This window comes from Klebsiella sp. ZJOU C1 (genome assembly GCF_035620215.1).
Classification (GTDB): Bacteria; Pseudomonadota; Gammaproteobacteria; order Enterobacterales; family Enterobacteriaceae; genus Klebsiella; species Klebsiella variicola.
This window is the reverse complement of the sequence record NZ_CP141644.1, coordinates 2,106,881-2,120,787: the sequence shown is the minus strand read 5'-3', so window position 1 is coordinate 2,120,787 and position 13,907 is coordinate 2,106,881. Positions and strand designations below refer to the sequence as shown.

The 13,907-nt window shown below is 58.4% G+C and carries 14 protein-coding genes; 5 read left to right on the top strand and 9 right to left on the bottom strand.

The window, feature by feature from the left end:
• Positions 1-56 precede the first annotated feature (56 nt).
• Complete coding sequence (locus SPE70_RS10035; protein ID WP_064170184.1) at positions 57-1,109, top strand: SDR family oxidoreductase; 1,053 nt, start codon at positions 57-59, stop codon at positions 1,107-1,109.
• Between the two features lie 9 nt (positions 1,110-1,118).
• Here SPE70_RS10035 and SPE70_RS10030 read toward each other — a convergent pair whose 3' ends face one another.
• On the bottom strand, positions 1,119-2,000 hold the full coding sequence (locus SPE70_RS10030) for a LysR family transcriptional regulator (protein ID WP_022065501.1): 882 nt from the start codon (positions 1,998-2,000) through the stop codon (positions 1,119-1,121).
• A 175-nt stretch (positions 2,001-2,175) separates the two neighbouring features.
• Between SPE70_RS10030 and SPE70_RS10025 the strand changes: the two genes are divergently transcribed.
• Entirely contained in the window at positions 2,176-3,366 is a 1,191-nt protein-coding gene (locus SPE70_RS10025; protein ID WP_032730094.1) for an MFS transporter, read from the top strand.
• Here SPE70_RS10025 and SPE70_RS10020 read toward each other — a convergent pair.
• The 7 genes from SPE70_RS10020 to SPE70_RS09990 form a co-directional block, all read right to left on the bottom strand.
• On the bottom strand, positions 3,363-4,379 hold the full coding sequence (locus SPE70_RS10020) for a C45 family autoproteolytic acyltransferase/hydolase (RefSeq protein WP_064170185.1): 1,017 nt from the start codon (positions 4,377-4,379) through the stop codon (positions 3,363-3,365). The two genes, SPE70_RS10025 and SPE70_RS10020, sit on opposite strands and share 4 nt — an antisense overlap.
• Positions 4,380-4,400: 21 nt before the next feature.
• The gene (gene glnQ / locus SPE70_RS10015) at positions 4,401-5,123 is read right to left on the bottom strand and encodes a glutamine ABC transporter ATP-binding protein GlnQ (protein WP_012542105.1); all 723 of its coding nucleotides are present in this window, start codon (positions 5,121-5,123) and stop codon (positions 4,401-4,403) included.
• 2 nt (positions 5,124-5,125) lie between these two features.
• Positions 5,126-5,782, bottom strand: coding sequence for a glutamine ABC transporter permease GlnP (gene glnP / locus SPE70_RS10010; protein ID WP_012542106.1), 657 nt, complete (start codon positions 5,780-5,782; stop codon positions 5,126-5,128).
• A gap of 51 nt (positions 5,783-5,833) precedes the next feature.
• Positions 5,834-6,586, bottom strand: coding sequence for a glutamine ABC transporter substrate-binding protein GlnH (glnH, locus tag SPE70_RS10005; protein WP_008807644.1), 753 nt, complete (start codon positions 6,584-6,586; stop codon positions 5,834-5,836).
• Between the two features lie 127 nt (positions 6,587-6,713).
• A complete protein-coding gene (locus SPE70_RS10000) occupies positions 6,714-7,268 on the bottom strand; it encodes a carboxymuconolactone decarboxylase family protein (RefSeq protein ID WP_012968484.1) in 555 nt (184 codons plus the stop codon).
• Entirely contained in the window at positions 7,265-8,593 is a 1,329-nt protein-coding gene (locus SPE70_RS09995) for an aspartate aminotransferase family protein (protein WP_022065498.1), read from the bottom strand. The genes SPE70_RS10000 and SPE70_RS09995 overlap by 4 nt, the downstream gene beginning before the upstream one ends.
• A gap of 128 nt (positions 8,594-8,721) precedes the next feature.
• Positions 8,722-9,579 (bottom strand): MurR/RpiR family transcriptional regulator, encoded by an 858-nt coding sequence (locus SPE70_RS09990; RefSeq protein WP_008807647.1) that lies wholly within the window; start codon positions 9,577-9,579, stop codon positions 8,722-8,724.
• Positions 9,580-9,805: 226 nt separating this feature from the next.
• Here SPE70_RS09990 and SPE70_RS09985 point away from each other — a divergent pair, with 226 nt between their 5' ends.
• Together SPE70_RS09985 and SPE70_RS09980 are read left to right on the top strand one after the other, a co-directional pair.
• Positions 9,806-10,813: an AraC family transcriptional regulator gene (locus tag SPE70_RS09985; RefSeq protein ID WP_064170186.1), complete on the top strand. Its 1,008-nt coding sequence runs from the start codon at positions 9,806-9,808 to the stop codon at positions 10,811-10,813.
• Positions 10,814-10,915: 102 nt separating this feature from the next.
• Positions 10,916-11,746, top strand: coding sequence for an oxidoreductase (locus tag SPE70_RS09980; RefSeq protein WP_032739978.1), 831 nt, complete (start codon positions 10,916-10,918; stop codon positions 11,744-11,746).
• Between the two features lie 13 nt (positions 11,747-11,759).
• On the opposite strand, the gene SPE70_RS09975 is transcribed toward SPE70_RS09980, so the two are convergent.
• On the bottom strand, positions 11,760-12,695 hold the full coding sequence (locus tag SPE70_RS09975; RefSeq protein ID WP_032739602.1) for a LysR family transcriptional regulator: 936 nt from the start codon (positions 12,693-12,695) through the stop codon (positions 11,760-11,762).
• Between the two features lie 100 nt (positions 12,696-12,795).
• On the opposite strand from SPE70_RS09975, the gene SPE70_RS09970 reads away from it, so the two are divergent.
• Positions 12,796-13,905 carry an alkene reductase gene (locus tag SPE70_RS09970; protein WP_022065495.1) on the top strand — a complete coding sequence of 370 codons (1,110 nt, stop codon included), beginning with the start codon at positions 12,796-12,798 and terminating at the stop codon, positions 13,903-13,905.
• The last annotated feature ends 2 nt before the right edge of the window (positions 13,906-13,907 follow it).

Here is a 13,907-nt window from a genome sequence, read left to right as displayed (position 1 = left end):
GGTGGCAAAAAAATAATCTAGCACACTGTGTCGGTCACCTTCCCAGGAGAAACACCATGAACAAGACATCCTCTCAGGTCGCACTGGTCGCTGGCAGCAGCGGCATCGTTGGCCGCCAGTTGGTCAACACCCTGTTACATCGTGGATGGGAGGTTATCGGCCTCAGCCACCGCGCTCTGTCGCAACCGGGGGCGATCCCGATGATTCACGTCGATTTACGCGATGCCCGGCACAGTGCGCAAGCGCTCCAGCCGCTGTCCACCGTGACCCACATTTTTTACAGTGCCTGGATGAATGCCGGAAACTGGAGCGAGATGGTGGAGCCGAACGTTACCATGCTGCGTAATCTGGTCAGCCACGTCGAACAAAACGCCCCGCTGCAGGCGGTCAGCCTGATGCAGGGGTATAAAGTGTATGGCGCCCATCTTGGCCCCTTTAAAACCCCGGCGCGGGAAAGCGACCCCGGCGTACCCGGGGCTGAATTTAACGCCGCTCAACTTGCGTGGCTCCGCCACTTTCAACAAGGCAAAACCTGGCACTGGAGCGCTATCAGGCCCGGCGTGGTGGGCAGCCCGGTGCCGGGTAATGCCATGAATCTTGCGTTGAGCATCGCGCTGTATGCGTCACTGTGCAAAGCCCTGGGTTTACCGCTGCGCTTTCCCGGCACGTTAACCACCTGGCACAGCATTGTCGATCATACTGACGCCGACCTGCTGGCGGAGGCCACGCTGTGGGCCGCCACCTCACCGGCGGGGGAAAACGAGGCCTTCAACGTCAATAATGGTGATATCTGGCGCTGGTGCGAGCTGTGGCCGCGCATCGCGCAGTGGTTTGAACTGGAATGCACCCCGCCCGTCAGGCTCTCATTTCATCAGCTATTCAATGACTACCGTGCCGTCTGGCGCGAGCTGGCCGGAAAGCGGCTGGTGGAAGCGGACATTCTGCGCCTGAGCGACGGTCAGTTTGCCGATTTCGTGTTCGGCTGGCAGTACGATATGTTTGGCGATGGCAGTAAACTGCGCCGGGCTGGCTTCCAGCGGATGCAGGCCACAGACGAGATGTTTTTCAGCCTGTTTTCGCAGCTGAGAACGGCGCGGGTGATCCCCTGAGCGTTAGCGTCAGGGCAACGCCAGCCGGTCTTGATGGTCCGCAAAGAGGGTGATGAGATGGTCGGCGATAACCCGCACGCGTCTGGACCCGGCCAGGTCGGAATGCATCACCAGCCAAAGTGTCTGATCCGCACCGATCTCCGGCTGCAGGCACTGCAGCCCGTTGGCCCGCGCCATAAAGTGCGGCAGGACGCCCAGCCCAAGCCCCGCTGATACCGCGGAAACCTGGGCCACGAGCGTATTGGCTTCGACTTTACACGGTCGCCCTCGCAGGGTGCGCGTGATCCATTGGGCGGCCGGCAGGTGCTGGTGAGTCTCCGGCCATCCCACAAAGTCCGACTCGCTCAGCGACAGGCCGTCCGCGCCGGCCAGATAGCTGGCGGCGCCATAGACGCCAAACCCCACCGTCCCCAGCCGCTTTAAGGTCAAATGCCCGGCGTCAGGCTTGACCATACGGATCGCCAGATCGGCATCCCGACGATGCAGGTTCACCGGCTGCACGCCGCTCAGCACCTCCACCCGCAGGTCAGGATAGTGGTCCAGGAGCCCTTTCAGGGAGGGCAGAATAAAATGCGTGGCCAGGTTGTCCGAGGTAGCCAGGCGGACAACCCCGGCGACATGCCCCTGCAGTTGCGCCGCCTCGCCGAACGCCAGGCCTGCGTATTCCAGCGCCTCCGCCCGCGCGAGCAGGGCTTCGCCATCGTCGGTCAGGCGATAGCCGCTCTGATGGCGGCTGAAAAGCGGGACTTTCAGCGACTGTTCCAGCCGATCCAGCCTGCGGGACACCGTGGCAATCCCCATGTTCATCTTGTCGGCGGCGCCGCTTAGCGTTCCCGCCCGGGCGATGGCGAGGAAGATGCGCGCATCATCCCAGTTAAACTCTGCTGTCATCTACTTTCCAATTATGGAAAACGGCTCTCCGTTTTCTGCTCTTTTTTATCATTTTCGCAGGGATGATACTGCACGCCACTCGCGGAGACAAACAGGCTATCCGATCGCCGGTTCTCTCCTCACCTGAACGTCCGTGCACCATGCGCGACTTCCCTCTTCTTAGGATACGCCTGACATGAAAGAGATTGCTTTACCCCTTAACCCAACCCCGGCGCGCGTCTGGATAGCCGTCATTGCGCTCGGGATCTGCGCCTTTTCGATCGTCACCAGCGAACTGGCGCCGGTGGGCATGCTCAGCGCCCTGGCGGCGGATTTTCACCAGACGGAATCCGGTATGGGGCTTGCCGTCACCGCCTACGGCTGGGTGGGCGCCCTGGCGGCCCTGCTTTCCGGCGCGATGCCGGCGCGTATTTCACGCAAGGCGCTGCTGGTCGGGCTGATGCTGACCCTGGCGCTTTCCTGCCTCGCCGCGACCCGGTCTTATTCCATGTTCGCCCTGATGAGCGCCCGCATGATTGGCGCCCTGGCGCATGGCGCCTTCTGGGCCTTAATTGGCATCGTCGCCGCGCAGCTGGTCCCGCCGCACCGGCTGGGGCTGGCTACGGCAATCATTTTTGGCGGCGTGTCGGCGGCAAGCGTAGTGGGGGTACCGCTGGCGAGCTTTATCGCCACCCTGGCGGGCTGGCGACACGCGTTTTTGGCGGTGGCCCTGCTGTCACTGGCCGCAGCGGCAGTGCTATGCTCGACGCTGCCCGCGCTGGCCGCGTCCACCCCCGTCAGGCTGGGTGTTTATCGCGATATCTTCCGTAATCCGCTGCTCTGCGGCCTGTATGGCGCCACGGCCTGCATCATTACCGCTCACTTTGCCGCCTTCACCTACGTTGAACCGCTGCTGATAACACTGCAGGGAGTACCGGCGACCGCTCTCTCCGGTCTGCTGCTGTTGTCAGGGGTTTCCGGGCTGGTGGGTAACGTTATCGCGGGTAAGCTTATCGACCGTCATCTGAAGGGGCTGATTTTTGCTTCACTGCTGCTGAGCGGGGGCGCGCTGGCGCTCCTCGGCACCGGACGGCTTGCGCTCCTGCCTTTCTGTTTTAGCGGGCTGCTGTTAGCCCTGTGGGGCGCCGGTATCGCGATCGTGTTTGTCGGCTTACAGACCTGGCTGCTGCGCAGCGCAGGCGCGGTCGCCCAGCCGGCGTCAGCCATTTACGTGGCTATTTTTAATGCCGCCATCGGCACCGGGGCGCTTGTCGGCGGCCAGCTGATCGCCACTGCGGGCTTGTCAGGCATGGTGTGGCTGGCGGCGGGGATCATGGCGTGCAGTACGCTGCTGATCGCCCTGCTGAAAACGCCCTCAGTCGGCTAAAGGCTGCCCTGCAAAACCGCGTTTTCACGATCCAGGGTGAAGACCTGCCATGCGACCCGGGTCGCGCTCAGGGTAAAAATGGCCGTCGCCAGCGTATTTTCGTCATCCGGATCTTCCGCAGACAGCCGGTAAATCGGTAACAGCGGATCATGCTGGTCGGAGAGCATCGCTTTCGCTGTCACCCCATCCAGCGATGGGGTTGTCGCCAGCCACGCGTCCAGGCGCTGCTGGCGTGAGCCGGAGCTCCCGGTCACGATCTGTTCAATGGTCGCAAGCTGGGGATGGATCAGATGGTTGGCATGCCCAAAGGTGGCGGTCAGCTCGCGCACTGAGCTGCCGGAGCCGGTAGCTTCCACGCTAAACAGATGGCTATCGCCCATTTGACCCAGCGTGTGGTGAAACGCGCCCGCGCGCGGTGTCGCGGTCAGCAGGGTAATGGCCTCATCTAACGTGGTGGCATTCAGCGATGCGCGGGCCAGTATCTGGCGCGGCATCCCCTCGGGGCGATGCACGGCACGAATATTGTTGACCGTATTGACTATCCCCTTCTCATTCACCGCGAAGGTGTGCCCGCACAGGGAGCCGGGGTAGGCGAAGCTGGTGAAGGCGAGGCCCACATCCGGTGTCACGTGGACGATGGCGCAGTCACCGCGCAGCTGCGGGAAACCGTCTTCGTTGTGCGCAATAATTAACTCGCCCTCAGCGCTTATCCCCGCCAGGGTAGTGCAGCCATCCGACGTCGAACGCACCAGATCGCCGCGACAGTTCCAGGCAAACACCTCATCCACCGGCGCCTGCAGCCCCTCCGCCATGCCCTCCAGCTCCTGCCAGATCTGCGGCCACTGAGCCTGGACGGCTGCGCGCATGCGCTGGGTTTGCTCCGCCGTTTTCAGGGCGGTTACGGTTTGCCACAGCGCTGTTTGCCTGATTTTAGTATGCCAGGCCTCACGACCAAACGCGCCAAGCTGCTGACCGACCGCATAGGCGGAACCACGGATTGCGATTTTTTTCATATTGTTATCATTCACTTATGTTCAGGATACGTGTTGCAAAAACTCTTGCAGACGCGGATTGCTGCTGGCAGTGAGCAGCACCTCAGGTGAACCATCTTCGGCAATGGTGCCGCCATCAATAAAGATCAACCGGGAAGCCACCTCTCTGGCAAAGCCAATCTCATGGGTCACAATCACCATCGTCATGCCCTCTTCGGCCAGCGAGCGCATGACCTTTAACACCTCATGCCGCAGTTCGGGATCGAGAGCGGATGTTGGCTCATCAAATAACATCATTTTGGGTTTTACCGCCAGGGCACGAGCTATCGCCACGCGTTGCTGCTGCCCCCCCGAGAGCTCTGCCGGATAGTGGTTGGCGCGTTCACGCAGACCCACGCGGTCCAGCAACGCCAGCGCCTGCTCCCGCGCCGCGGCCTTACTCTGCTTACGCACGCGAACCGGACCGAACATGACATTCTCAAGGGCGGTCAGATGCGGGAACAAATGAAACTGTTGAAACACCATACCGGCTTCGCGGCGAATATCACACTCATTCGCGTGCGGATCCGTAATATGCATGCCCGCCACCAGCAGCGTTCCCGAAGAGATCTCCTCCAGCTTGTTAATGCAGCGCAACAGGGTCGATTTTCCCGAGCCGGACGGGCCAATGATCACCACCACCTCGCCCGCTTCAATCTTTAAATTGATATCGTGCAGCACCTGAGTGGCGCCGAAGTTTTTCGCCACCGCGCTAAATTCAACCATGCTCATAAAATATGGATCCTTTTCTCAAGTTGTTTCAGCAGGAAGCTCAGGCACAATGTCAAAAACAGATAAATCATCGCCACCGCCGTCCACACCTCCAGCGCCCGAAAGTTACCGGCAATAATCTCTTGTCCCTGGCGGGTTAATTCTGCCACGCCAATCACAATAAAGAGCGAGGTATCTTTTATACTGATAATCCACTGATTGCCTAATGCCGGGATCATTCGCCGAAAAGCCAGCGGCATAATGACATGTAATAGGGTGCTGCGTGGCGATAACCCCATCGCCAGGCTGGCTTCTTTAAAACCTTTATTGATCGACAGAATCGCGCCCCGGGTGATCTCCGCTATATAAGCGCCGGAGTTAATCACAATGGTAATAATTGCGGCAGGAACCGGGTCAATACGCACTGGCAACACCATCGGCAGGGCGAAGTAGATAAACATCACCTGCACCATGATCGGCGTTCCACGGATTAATTCCACAAACACCAGCGATACCGTTTTTGATATTGTTCCGCCTAATGCGCGGCAGGTTCCCGCCAGCAAGCCAATGATTAACCCACCTAACAAACCGGACAAAGAGATAATCAGCGTCAGCTGCAAGCCCTGCATCAGCAGCGGTAAAGCATCCCAAATATAGCGACTGTCAAAATTCATCATTCTACCCGTCAAGAAGAAATGAGGTCGGATCGCTCCGACCTGGCAGGGTTATTTCGGCTGTTTAGCAAACCACTTAACGTAAATCTTGTCGTAGGTGCCATCGGCACGCAGGGCCTGCAGAGCCTGGTTCACTTTTGGCGTCAGGCTGCTGTTTTTCTGCATCGCAAAGCCATATTGCTGTGGCAGAATGCTGTCCGTCTCACCGGTGGATTTGACCTTGCCATTACCCGCCGTCTTCACATAGTAAAGGACATTTGGCGAATCGTGAACGACGGCATCGAGATTGCCGGCCTGCAGATCAAGGTAGGCGTTATCGATGTTCGGGAACTCGATATAATTCGCTTTATATTTGCTTTTCATAAAGCTGGCCGCCGCCGTCCCCTGCTTAAGGCCAACTTTTTTCCCGGTCAAATCACTGAATTTGGCAATGGAATTATCAGTACTTTTCACGGCTATTAACAGGTCGGCATTATAATACCCATCACTGAAATCCACGACCTGTTTACGCGCATCGGTAATGGTTATGCCGGCCATCGCCACGTCCAGATTACGCGACTGCAGTCCGGGGATAAGGCCGCCGAAATCCATCGGCCTTAATTCGTAGCTGATATGCATTTTCTTTGCGATAGCATCCCACAAATCGATATCAAAGCCGACATATTTATCACCTTGTTTAAATTCAAAAGGGACAAAGGCGGTATCCACGCCCACCGTTATTTTGTCCTGGGCTGCTGTCACAAAACTGGCTGAACAAATAACCAAAGCCAGCGTCAGTTTTAATTTATTAAATAGTCCAGTCATAATTACCCTCAGCGTCAATGAAATGGCATGCAACGAATATCAGCCTGCGATATATATCGCCGGAAGAACCAATAACAACACTTGATATGCAGGGCGCATTATTATGCGCCCGAATGAAAAGGCTAACTTATTCAGAAAATAGAGAGTCGGTGGTATCCGGTACGGGCGTCTGGGCGCTGTTCATCACCATGGAGAGAAAACTGTAATAACCGTTTATCCCAATCAGATCCACCACGCCCTTCTCACCCCATAAATCAACGGCTTGTTGCCAGGTGCTATCACTCACCTTTTGCTGCTGATGCAGTTGCTGACAGAAGTCATAGATCACCTGCTCATCGGGCCGGAGATCGTCTGGCGGGCGCCGTTGCTTAATCGCCCGCACCGCCGCGGCAGAGATGCCCTTCTCACGTGCTATTGGCGCATGGATCGCCCACTCTACCGGCTGTGACCAGTGCCGTGCTGTCAGCAAAATCGCCAGTTCAGAAAGACGCTGACCCAGCGCGCTGCGATAACGTAAATACTCCCCCATACGCTGGGCATGCGCCATCAGCTCGGGACTACGTAACAGCGGCTCAAAAGGCGGCAGTAAGGCGCCGCGCGGCCCATTGATGATCTCTTCCGCTAACTGACGTTGCCGCTCGTCCCATTCCTGTTCCGCCAGGGGCGGTAAACGATTGATCATAATTTTCCCGTCTCTTCGCGGATCACGCTGTTCAGCGTATCGACCACAAAGTCGATCTGCGCCGGGGTGATGATAAACGGCGGCGCGATCAGGATGTGATCGCCATACTGACCATCGATCGTGCCGCCCATGGGGTAGACCATCAACCCACGCGCCATACAATTTGCTTTGATCGCAGCATGCAGCTTCAGGGCAGGATCGAACGGGGTTTTGTTGTCTTTATCGCGCACCAGCTCGACGCCGGCAAACAGGCCGCGTCCGCGCGTATCGCCGACATGCGGTAACTCACCCAACACCTCGCGCAGGGCCTGTTGCAGATAGGCGCCCTGCTGTTTGACGGCAGCCAGTAAATTATCGCGCGCAATCACCTGCTGCACCGCCAGCGCTGCCGACGCGGCGGTAGCATGACAAATGTAAGTGTGGCCATGCTGGAACAACCCGCTGCCCGCCTTCAGCGCGGAAACAATGGTCTCACTCGCCAGTACCGCCCCAATCGGCTGATAACCCCCGCCGAGTCCCTTGGCGATGGTTACTAAATCAGGCACCACGTCGTCTTGTTCAAACGCGTGCAGCGTCCCGGTACGCCCCATACCGCACATCACCTCATCGGCGATATAGAGGATGCCGTATTTATCGCACAGGCGGCGCACCCCCTTCAGATAGCCCGGCGTCGGCGGCGTGGCCCCCGTCGTCGCCCCCACCACCGTTTCCGCACAGAAACCGATAATCGTTTCCGGGCCGGCCTCAAGAATGGCTTGCTCCAGCTCATTGAGCAGACGTTCGGTATACTGTTGCTGGGTCTCGTCAGCCCGGCGATCGCGGTACTCATTGCAGGCTGAGACGCGGATAACATCCATTAATAAGGGGGCAAACTGGCGACGGCGCCATTCGTTACCGCCCACCGCCAGCGCGCCCAGCGTATTGCCGTGATAGCTCTGTTTACGGGCGATAAATCGGGTGCGCGATGGCTGGCCGATCTCCACAAAGTACTGCCGCGCCATCTTCAGCGCCGTCTCTATTGCCTCGGATCCGCCCGAGACAAAGTAGGCATAGTTAAGCTCGCCGGGCGCCGTGCGGGTGAGATGGTCGGCCAGCTGCTCCACGACATCACTGGTAAAAAAACTGGTATGCGCATAGGCCAGCTGATCGATCTGGCGGTGCATCGCCGCCAGCACATCAGGGTGTGCGTGTCCGAGGCAGGAAACCGCCGCCCCGCCGCAGGCATCAAGATACGGCTTTCCCTGGGCATCAAAGATATAGGCCCCCTGGGCACGTGAGGCCACGATCGGCGTGCTACGCAGGCTGCGGTGAATGACATGACTCATACTGGGTTCTGCTCCTGAATCCGCTACATTAATTGAGCGTATCTTGCAGGATCCATTTGGATCACGTCAACGAAATAAAGATATAAATGCATCTATAATTCTTATACCAGATACATTTGAATCATTTATCAGGATTTACCGGGGATCACATAGACGCCAGAATCGATAAGATAGCGTTCGGCACTTTCAATTTTACTCACCGCCTCCCGGCCGTGGCGCACCACCAGCATCGCCAGTAAACACTCCGCCAGCCCCATGCCGGAGACCACGGAAGGGAAAAATGACGGACTGTCGATGGAAAACAGCAGCGTGCAGTCTGCCGCCTGCGCTAAGGGGGAAACCGGCGAGTCGGTAATGGCGAGGATCTTCGCCCCTGCCTGCCGGGCTGCCCGTAAAACATCCAGTGATTCGCGTGAATAGGGGGCAAAGCTGGTGAGTAAGACGCAATCCCGGTTGGTCAGTTCGCGGGTGAAAACTTCGATATTGCTGGCCAGGCCATCGATTAACGATACCTGCCGGTTGAACAGTCGATAGACATAAAACAGCGACCACGCGATTGGAAAGCTGGCGCGGAATCCGCAGATATAGACATTCTCCGCGCTATCGAGCAAGGTCACCGCCTGCTCCATCTCCTGCGCATTTTCGTTTTGCGTAAAGGTCAGATTCGCCTGATGCGCCTGAAAAACCTCTTTATACAGCTGCGTTTGCGTGCCGCGGGCCATCATTTTTTCCGCTTTTGATACGTACGTATCATTGCGCAGCCCCAGGTCGTCAATGAAATCGCTTTTCAGCTCGCTCCAGCCGCGGTAACCCAGCCGCTGCGCCAGACGCAGCAGCGTCGCCGGTTTTACCCCGGCTTCCGCCGCGAAGGCACGCATCGATAACACCACCAGTTGGCTGGCATTTTGCAGTGAGAACTCGGCGGCGCGTTGCAGCTCGGGCGACAACCCGCCGAATTCATTAATGATTTTTTCCCTGAGATTCATGGCAGCTACTTACTGGTTTTAAGTGAAAGCTATCTAATCATATTTGAGATCAAGACTCTATAGGTGGCTAACGACCCCGCGGGTCACATCCGTTCCCCCTTCTCATTGCTGGCGTGCTTTACTTCAAATATGGCGCAAGAGGAATGTCACTGGCGGGTGGGAAAAGGTATGCTCTTATCAGGGGGCGTTGCACATCAAAGCCCTGTTCACTGCTGGAAATCTCACCATGGCACGCAACCGCACTTTTTCTCTCAATCTCCGTTGGCGAGCGCTGCTCAAAGACGCAGGGATGGAGCCTGAACATCTCCTCCGCCAGGCCGGTTTGCCGGACGACACCTTTTCAGACATCAATCGCGGTCTGACTACCGATGAGTATCTGCGTTTCTGGCGCGTGCTGGAAAAAGAAAGCGACGATCAGGCCTTTCCTTTGCCCTTTGTAGAAAGGGTCTCTGCGGAAGTGTTTGATCCCCCGCTGTTCGCCGCCTTGTGTAGTACCCACATGATGCAGGCGGTCCAGCGGCTGGCCAAGTATAAACTGCTTATTGCCCCCATGGTGCTGGAGACGACGGTCGTGCAGAACGGCACGCTGACAGTGTCTCCGCGCTGGATGGGAGCAACAGAAATCCCTGCCTCTCTGGAAGTGGCAGAGCTGGCATTTTTACTTCGTCTGAACCGACTGGCCACCCGCGAACCGGTTCAGGCCGTGAAAGTAACGCTCTCACAGCCCCTCACCCGCCAGCAGACCCACCACTTTTCAGCCTTCTTCGGCACGACCATACAGCGTGGAAAGCGGGCGACCATCAGCTTTGCCGCCGCTGATGCCCTGCGGCCCTTTTTGACGGTGAACGAGGGTATGTGGCAGGTCTTTGAGCCGGAGCTGCAGCGTCGTCTCAGCCAGCTTAGCGATCAGGCCTCAACGGCTGAACGTGTTCATGCAGTCCTGCTGGAGCTTCTGCCGGGCAACGACGCCTCTATCGACAATACGGCGCAACGTCTGGGAATGAGCAAACGCACCCTGCAGCGCAGGCTGGAGCAGGAGGGAGAGAATTATCGCGCCCTTGTTCACGCTTGTCGCGAAGCGCTGGCTCGCCACTATCTTCTCAATACCACGCTTTCCGGTTATGAGATCGCCTTTCTGCTCGGTTTTGAAGATCCGAATTCCTTCTATCGGGCTTTTATGGCGTGGACCGGCCAGACGCCAGAAACCCTCAGAGACATGATGCGCCTCAACTAAGCGCGCGTCATGGCGCGCTTTGCCAGTATTGTGGCGCACCGTGCCAGCGACACCGCGCCTGACAGCAGGCACACTCAGCGCAGTCTACTTGCCGAGGTGCTTATGTTTATTCAGGAAAAGAAAACCGCGCTGGTCACCGGCGCATCGTCAGGGATGGGGAAAGCCATTGCCCGTCGTCTTATCCAGGAGGGTTACCAGGTTTACGTTGCTGCCCGGCAGCTCGGGAAAATGGACGATCTGGCTTCGCTAGGGGCCCAATGCCTGCAGATGGATCTCTCACGACAGGACGATCGGTTGGCGGTCGTGAACACCATTCTGTCTCAGACCGGAGGGGTCGATGTACTGGTCAATAATGCCGGTTTTGGCCTGTATGGCCCGGTCGAAGAGATCGGTATCGATGAGGCTCGCTACCAGTTTGAGGTCAATCTCTTCGGCGCGGCGCATCTCACGCAACTACTGCTTCCCGCGATGCGCGCCCGCCGTCGCGGATATATTGTCAATATCTCTTCCATGGGCGGGAAGATGTATAGCGTCCTCGGCGCATGGTACCACGCCACCAAACATGCACTTGAGGGGTGGTCAGACTGCCTGCGGCTGGAAGTTGCCGACTTCGGCATCAAGGTGGTTATCATCGAGCCTGGAGTGATTGAAACCGGCTTCGGCGATGCGGCCAGTGAAAGTATTGTCAAACGTTCGGCCACAGGACCGTATGGTCAGTTGGTAAGAGGGGTCGCCCTGTCGATCCAAAAAACGTACGGCCATGGCACCGGCAGCGACCCGCAGACGATCGCCGAGGCGGTCCTGGTCGCGGTGAAGGCCTCAAATCCACGCCCCCGTTATGCCGTCGGTAAGTATGCCAAACTGCTTATCCGGATGCGTGTCTGGCTGGGCGACCGTCTTTTCGATCGTATTATCCTCAGCCAGATGCGCTGAGGTCATGTTCTGCTCACCTTCGCCTCGCGCTGGAGGGGGATGACTCCCCCAGCCAGTCGATAAAAAACGTCATAAACGCCGACACCTGCGGCGGCTGCAGCTTTCGCTGGGGAAAAACAAACTGCAGCCCAACCTCCTTGCGGTCTAAGGGGCTGAATCCGGTGAAGCGCTCGGCAAACAGCACCTGAAGCCGTCCCTCCTCGACATCCCTCTTCACATCCCACCATGATTTACCGGCGATCCCCGCCCCGCTGAGCGCCCACTGCCGCAGCAGTGCCCCATCGTCGCAGACCATCGCCGGCGTCACCCGCACCACGCGCTCCTTTCCCGCCTCCTCGAAGCGCCATTCATTCATCACCACACCGTGCCGCTCCAGCGCCAGACAGCGGTGATGGTGCAACTCGTCGAGGGAGGCAGGCGTTCCGTGGGTAGCAAGATAAGCCTCCGAAGCCACCAGCACCCGGTGGTTGGGGCGGATATGGCGGATCGCCAAACTACTGTCTGGCAGGTTACCGACGCGAATGCTCATATCCAGCCGGTTGGCGACCAGATCCTCCACGCGCTCCCCTAAGAACACGGAAAACGTGACCTCCGGGTGACGGCGGGAAAAGTCGACGATGGCCGGGCTAAGATACTGTCGGCCAAAGTCGGAGGGGGCGGAAAGACGAATATTGCCGCTCAGCACCCCTTCCTTTTGCGTCAGCAACGATTCGGCGTGACGGGCCTCCTCCAGTACGCGCCGCGCGGCATGATAAAAATCTTCCCCCGCCCTGGTCAGGGTGATCGCGCGCGTGGAACGATGGAACAGGCGGGTCTGGTAGCGCTCCTCCATCGCCTTCAGGCGGGCCGTCATGGTGGCCGGTGAGAGCGATAACCGTCTGCCGGCGGCGGAGAGTCCCCCCGCCTCGGCGACAGCTACCAGCAGCGCCATATCTTCCAGCTTGCCCATTTTTCGTATTTCCTGAAAAGTGAATCTGATTTTAGCCTAATTATCAAAATCAGATCCCGACTGTAAAGTGATTTTCATTCCACTCGCAAGGGACACCCGTATGAACAGCCTCTCACTTTTCGATCGTTACCGCATCGGCACGCTGCCGTTGAAAAACCGCATCGTCATGGCTCCCATGACCCGGGCGCGCGCCCTGCAGCCCGGAAATATCCCCTCCGCGCTGATGGCGGAATATTACCGCCAGCGCGCCAGCGCCGGATTGATCGTCACGGAGGCGACGCAAATCTCTCCTGAGGGACAGGGATACTCCTGGACGCCTGGCCTGCATTCCGCTGAGCAGATTGCCGGCTGGCAGCTGACGACCGGGGCCGTTCACCAGGCTGGCGGCGTTATCTTTTCTCAGCTCTGGCACGTGGGGCGGATGTCGCACGCTCGTTTTCATGCGGATGGGCAACCCGTGGCCCCGTCGGCACTGGCGCCGGACGCCCAGGTCTGGGTGGTGGATGAGCAAGGCCGGGGCCAGATGGTGGACTGCCCACCGCCGCGGGCGCTCTCCCGATCGGATATTCAGCGTATTGTCGCCGATTACCGTCAGGCGGCGCGCAATGCGATAGCGGCGGGGTTTGACGGTGTGGAAGTGCACGGCGGCAATGGCTATCTGATCGACCAGTTCCTGCGGCGTACCGCCAACCAGCGTACTGATGAGTACGGTGGTAGCCTGAGCAACCGGATCCGTTTTGCCCAGGAGGTGCTGACCGCCATCGGCGACGTCATTGGCCGCGAGCGGACGGGCATCCGCCTTTCCCCCTTCATTACCCAGCGCGGGATGAACGACCCGCAGGTGATCGACGCCATCCTTGCCCTGGCGGCCTGGTGCGAACAGCAGGGTATCGCCTTTATCCACCTGGCGGAGGCGGACTGGGACGATGCGCCAGCCGTTCCCCAGCACTTTCGTGACACGCTGCGCGCGACCTTCAGCGGCACCCTGATCGTGGCCGGCAATTACGATCAGCAAAAGGCGGAACGTATCCTCACCGCCGGTTTCGCCGACCTGGTGGCTTTCGGCCGGCCGTTTATTGCTAATCCTGACCTGCCGCAGCGGCTTCAGCACCGCTGGCCGCTGGCGACCGTCAGCGATCCCGCCACGCTGTTTGGCGGGACAGAGGTGGGCTATACCGACTATCCCTTCTATACGGAGCATAAAGAGTGAAA

Bases quoted from the DNA above. Each gene is read 5' to 3' on its own strand.
- SPE70_RS10025 (WP_032730094.1), top strand. From the start codon at position 2,176: ATGAAAGAGATTGCTTTACCCCTTAACCCAACCCCGGCGCGCGTCTGG.
- SPE70_RS10000 (WP_012968484.1), bottom strand. From the start codon at position 7,268: ATGATCAATCGTTTACCGCCCCTGGCGGAACAGGAATGGGACGAGCGG.
- SPE70_RS09995 (WP_022065498.1), bottom strand. From the start codon at position 8,593: ATGAGTCATGTCATTCACCGCAGCCTGCGTAGCACGCCGATCGTGGCC.
- SPE70_RS10020 (WP_064170185.1), bottom strand. From the start codon at position 4,379: ATGAAAAAAATCGCAATCCGTGGTTCCGCCTATGCGGTCGGTCAGCAG.
- SPE70_RS09985 (WP_064170186.1), top strand. From the start codon at position 9,806: ATGGCACGCAACCGCACTTTTTCTCTCAATCTCCGTTGGCGAGCGCTG.
- glnP (WP_012542106.1), bottom strand. From the start codon at position 5,782: ATGAATTTTGACAGTCGCTATATTTGGGATGCTTTACCGCTGCTGATG.
- SPE70_RS10030 (WP_022065501.1), bottom strand. From the start codon at position 2,000: ATGACAGCAGAGTTTAACTGGGATGATGCGCGCATCTTCCTCGCCATC.
- SPE70_RS09970 (WP_022065495.1), top strand. From the start codon at position 12,796: ATGAACAGCCTCTCACTTTTCGATCGTTACCGCATCGGCACGCTGCCG.
- glnH (WP_008807644.1), bottom strand. From the start codon at position 6,586: ATGACTGGACTATTTAATAAATTAAAACTGACGCTGGCTTTGGTTATT.
- glnQ (WP_012542105.1), bottom strand. From the start codon at position 5,123: ATGGTTGAATTTAGCGCGGTGGCGAAAAACTTCGGCGCCACTCAGGTG.
- SPE70_RS09990 (WP_008807647.1), bottom strand. From the start codon at position 9,579: ATGAATCTCAGGGAAAAAATCATTAATGAATTCGGCGGGTTGTCGCCC.
- SPE70_RS10035 (WP_064170184.1), top strand. From the start codon at position 57: ATGAACAAGACATCCTCTCAGGTCGCACTGGTCGCTGGCAGCAGCGGC.
- SPE70_RS09980 (WP_032739978.1), top strand. From the start codon at position 10,916: ATGTTTATTCAGGAAAAGAAAACCGCGCTGGTCACCGGCGCATCGTCA.
- SPE70_RS09975 (WP_032739602.1), bottom strand. From the start codon at position 12,695: ATGGGCAAGCTGGAAGATATGGCGCTGCTGGTAGCTGTCGCCGAGGCG.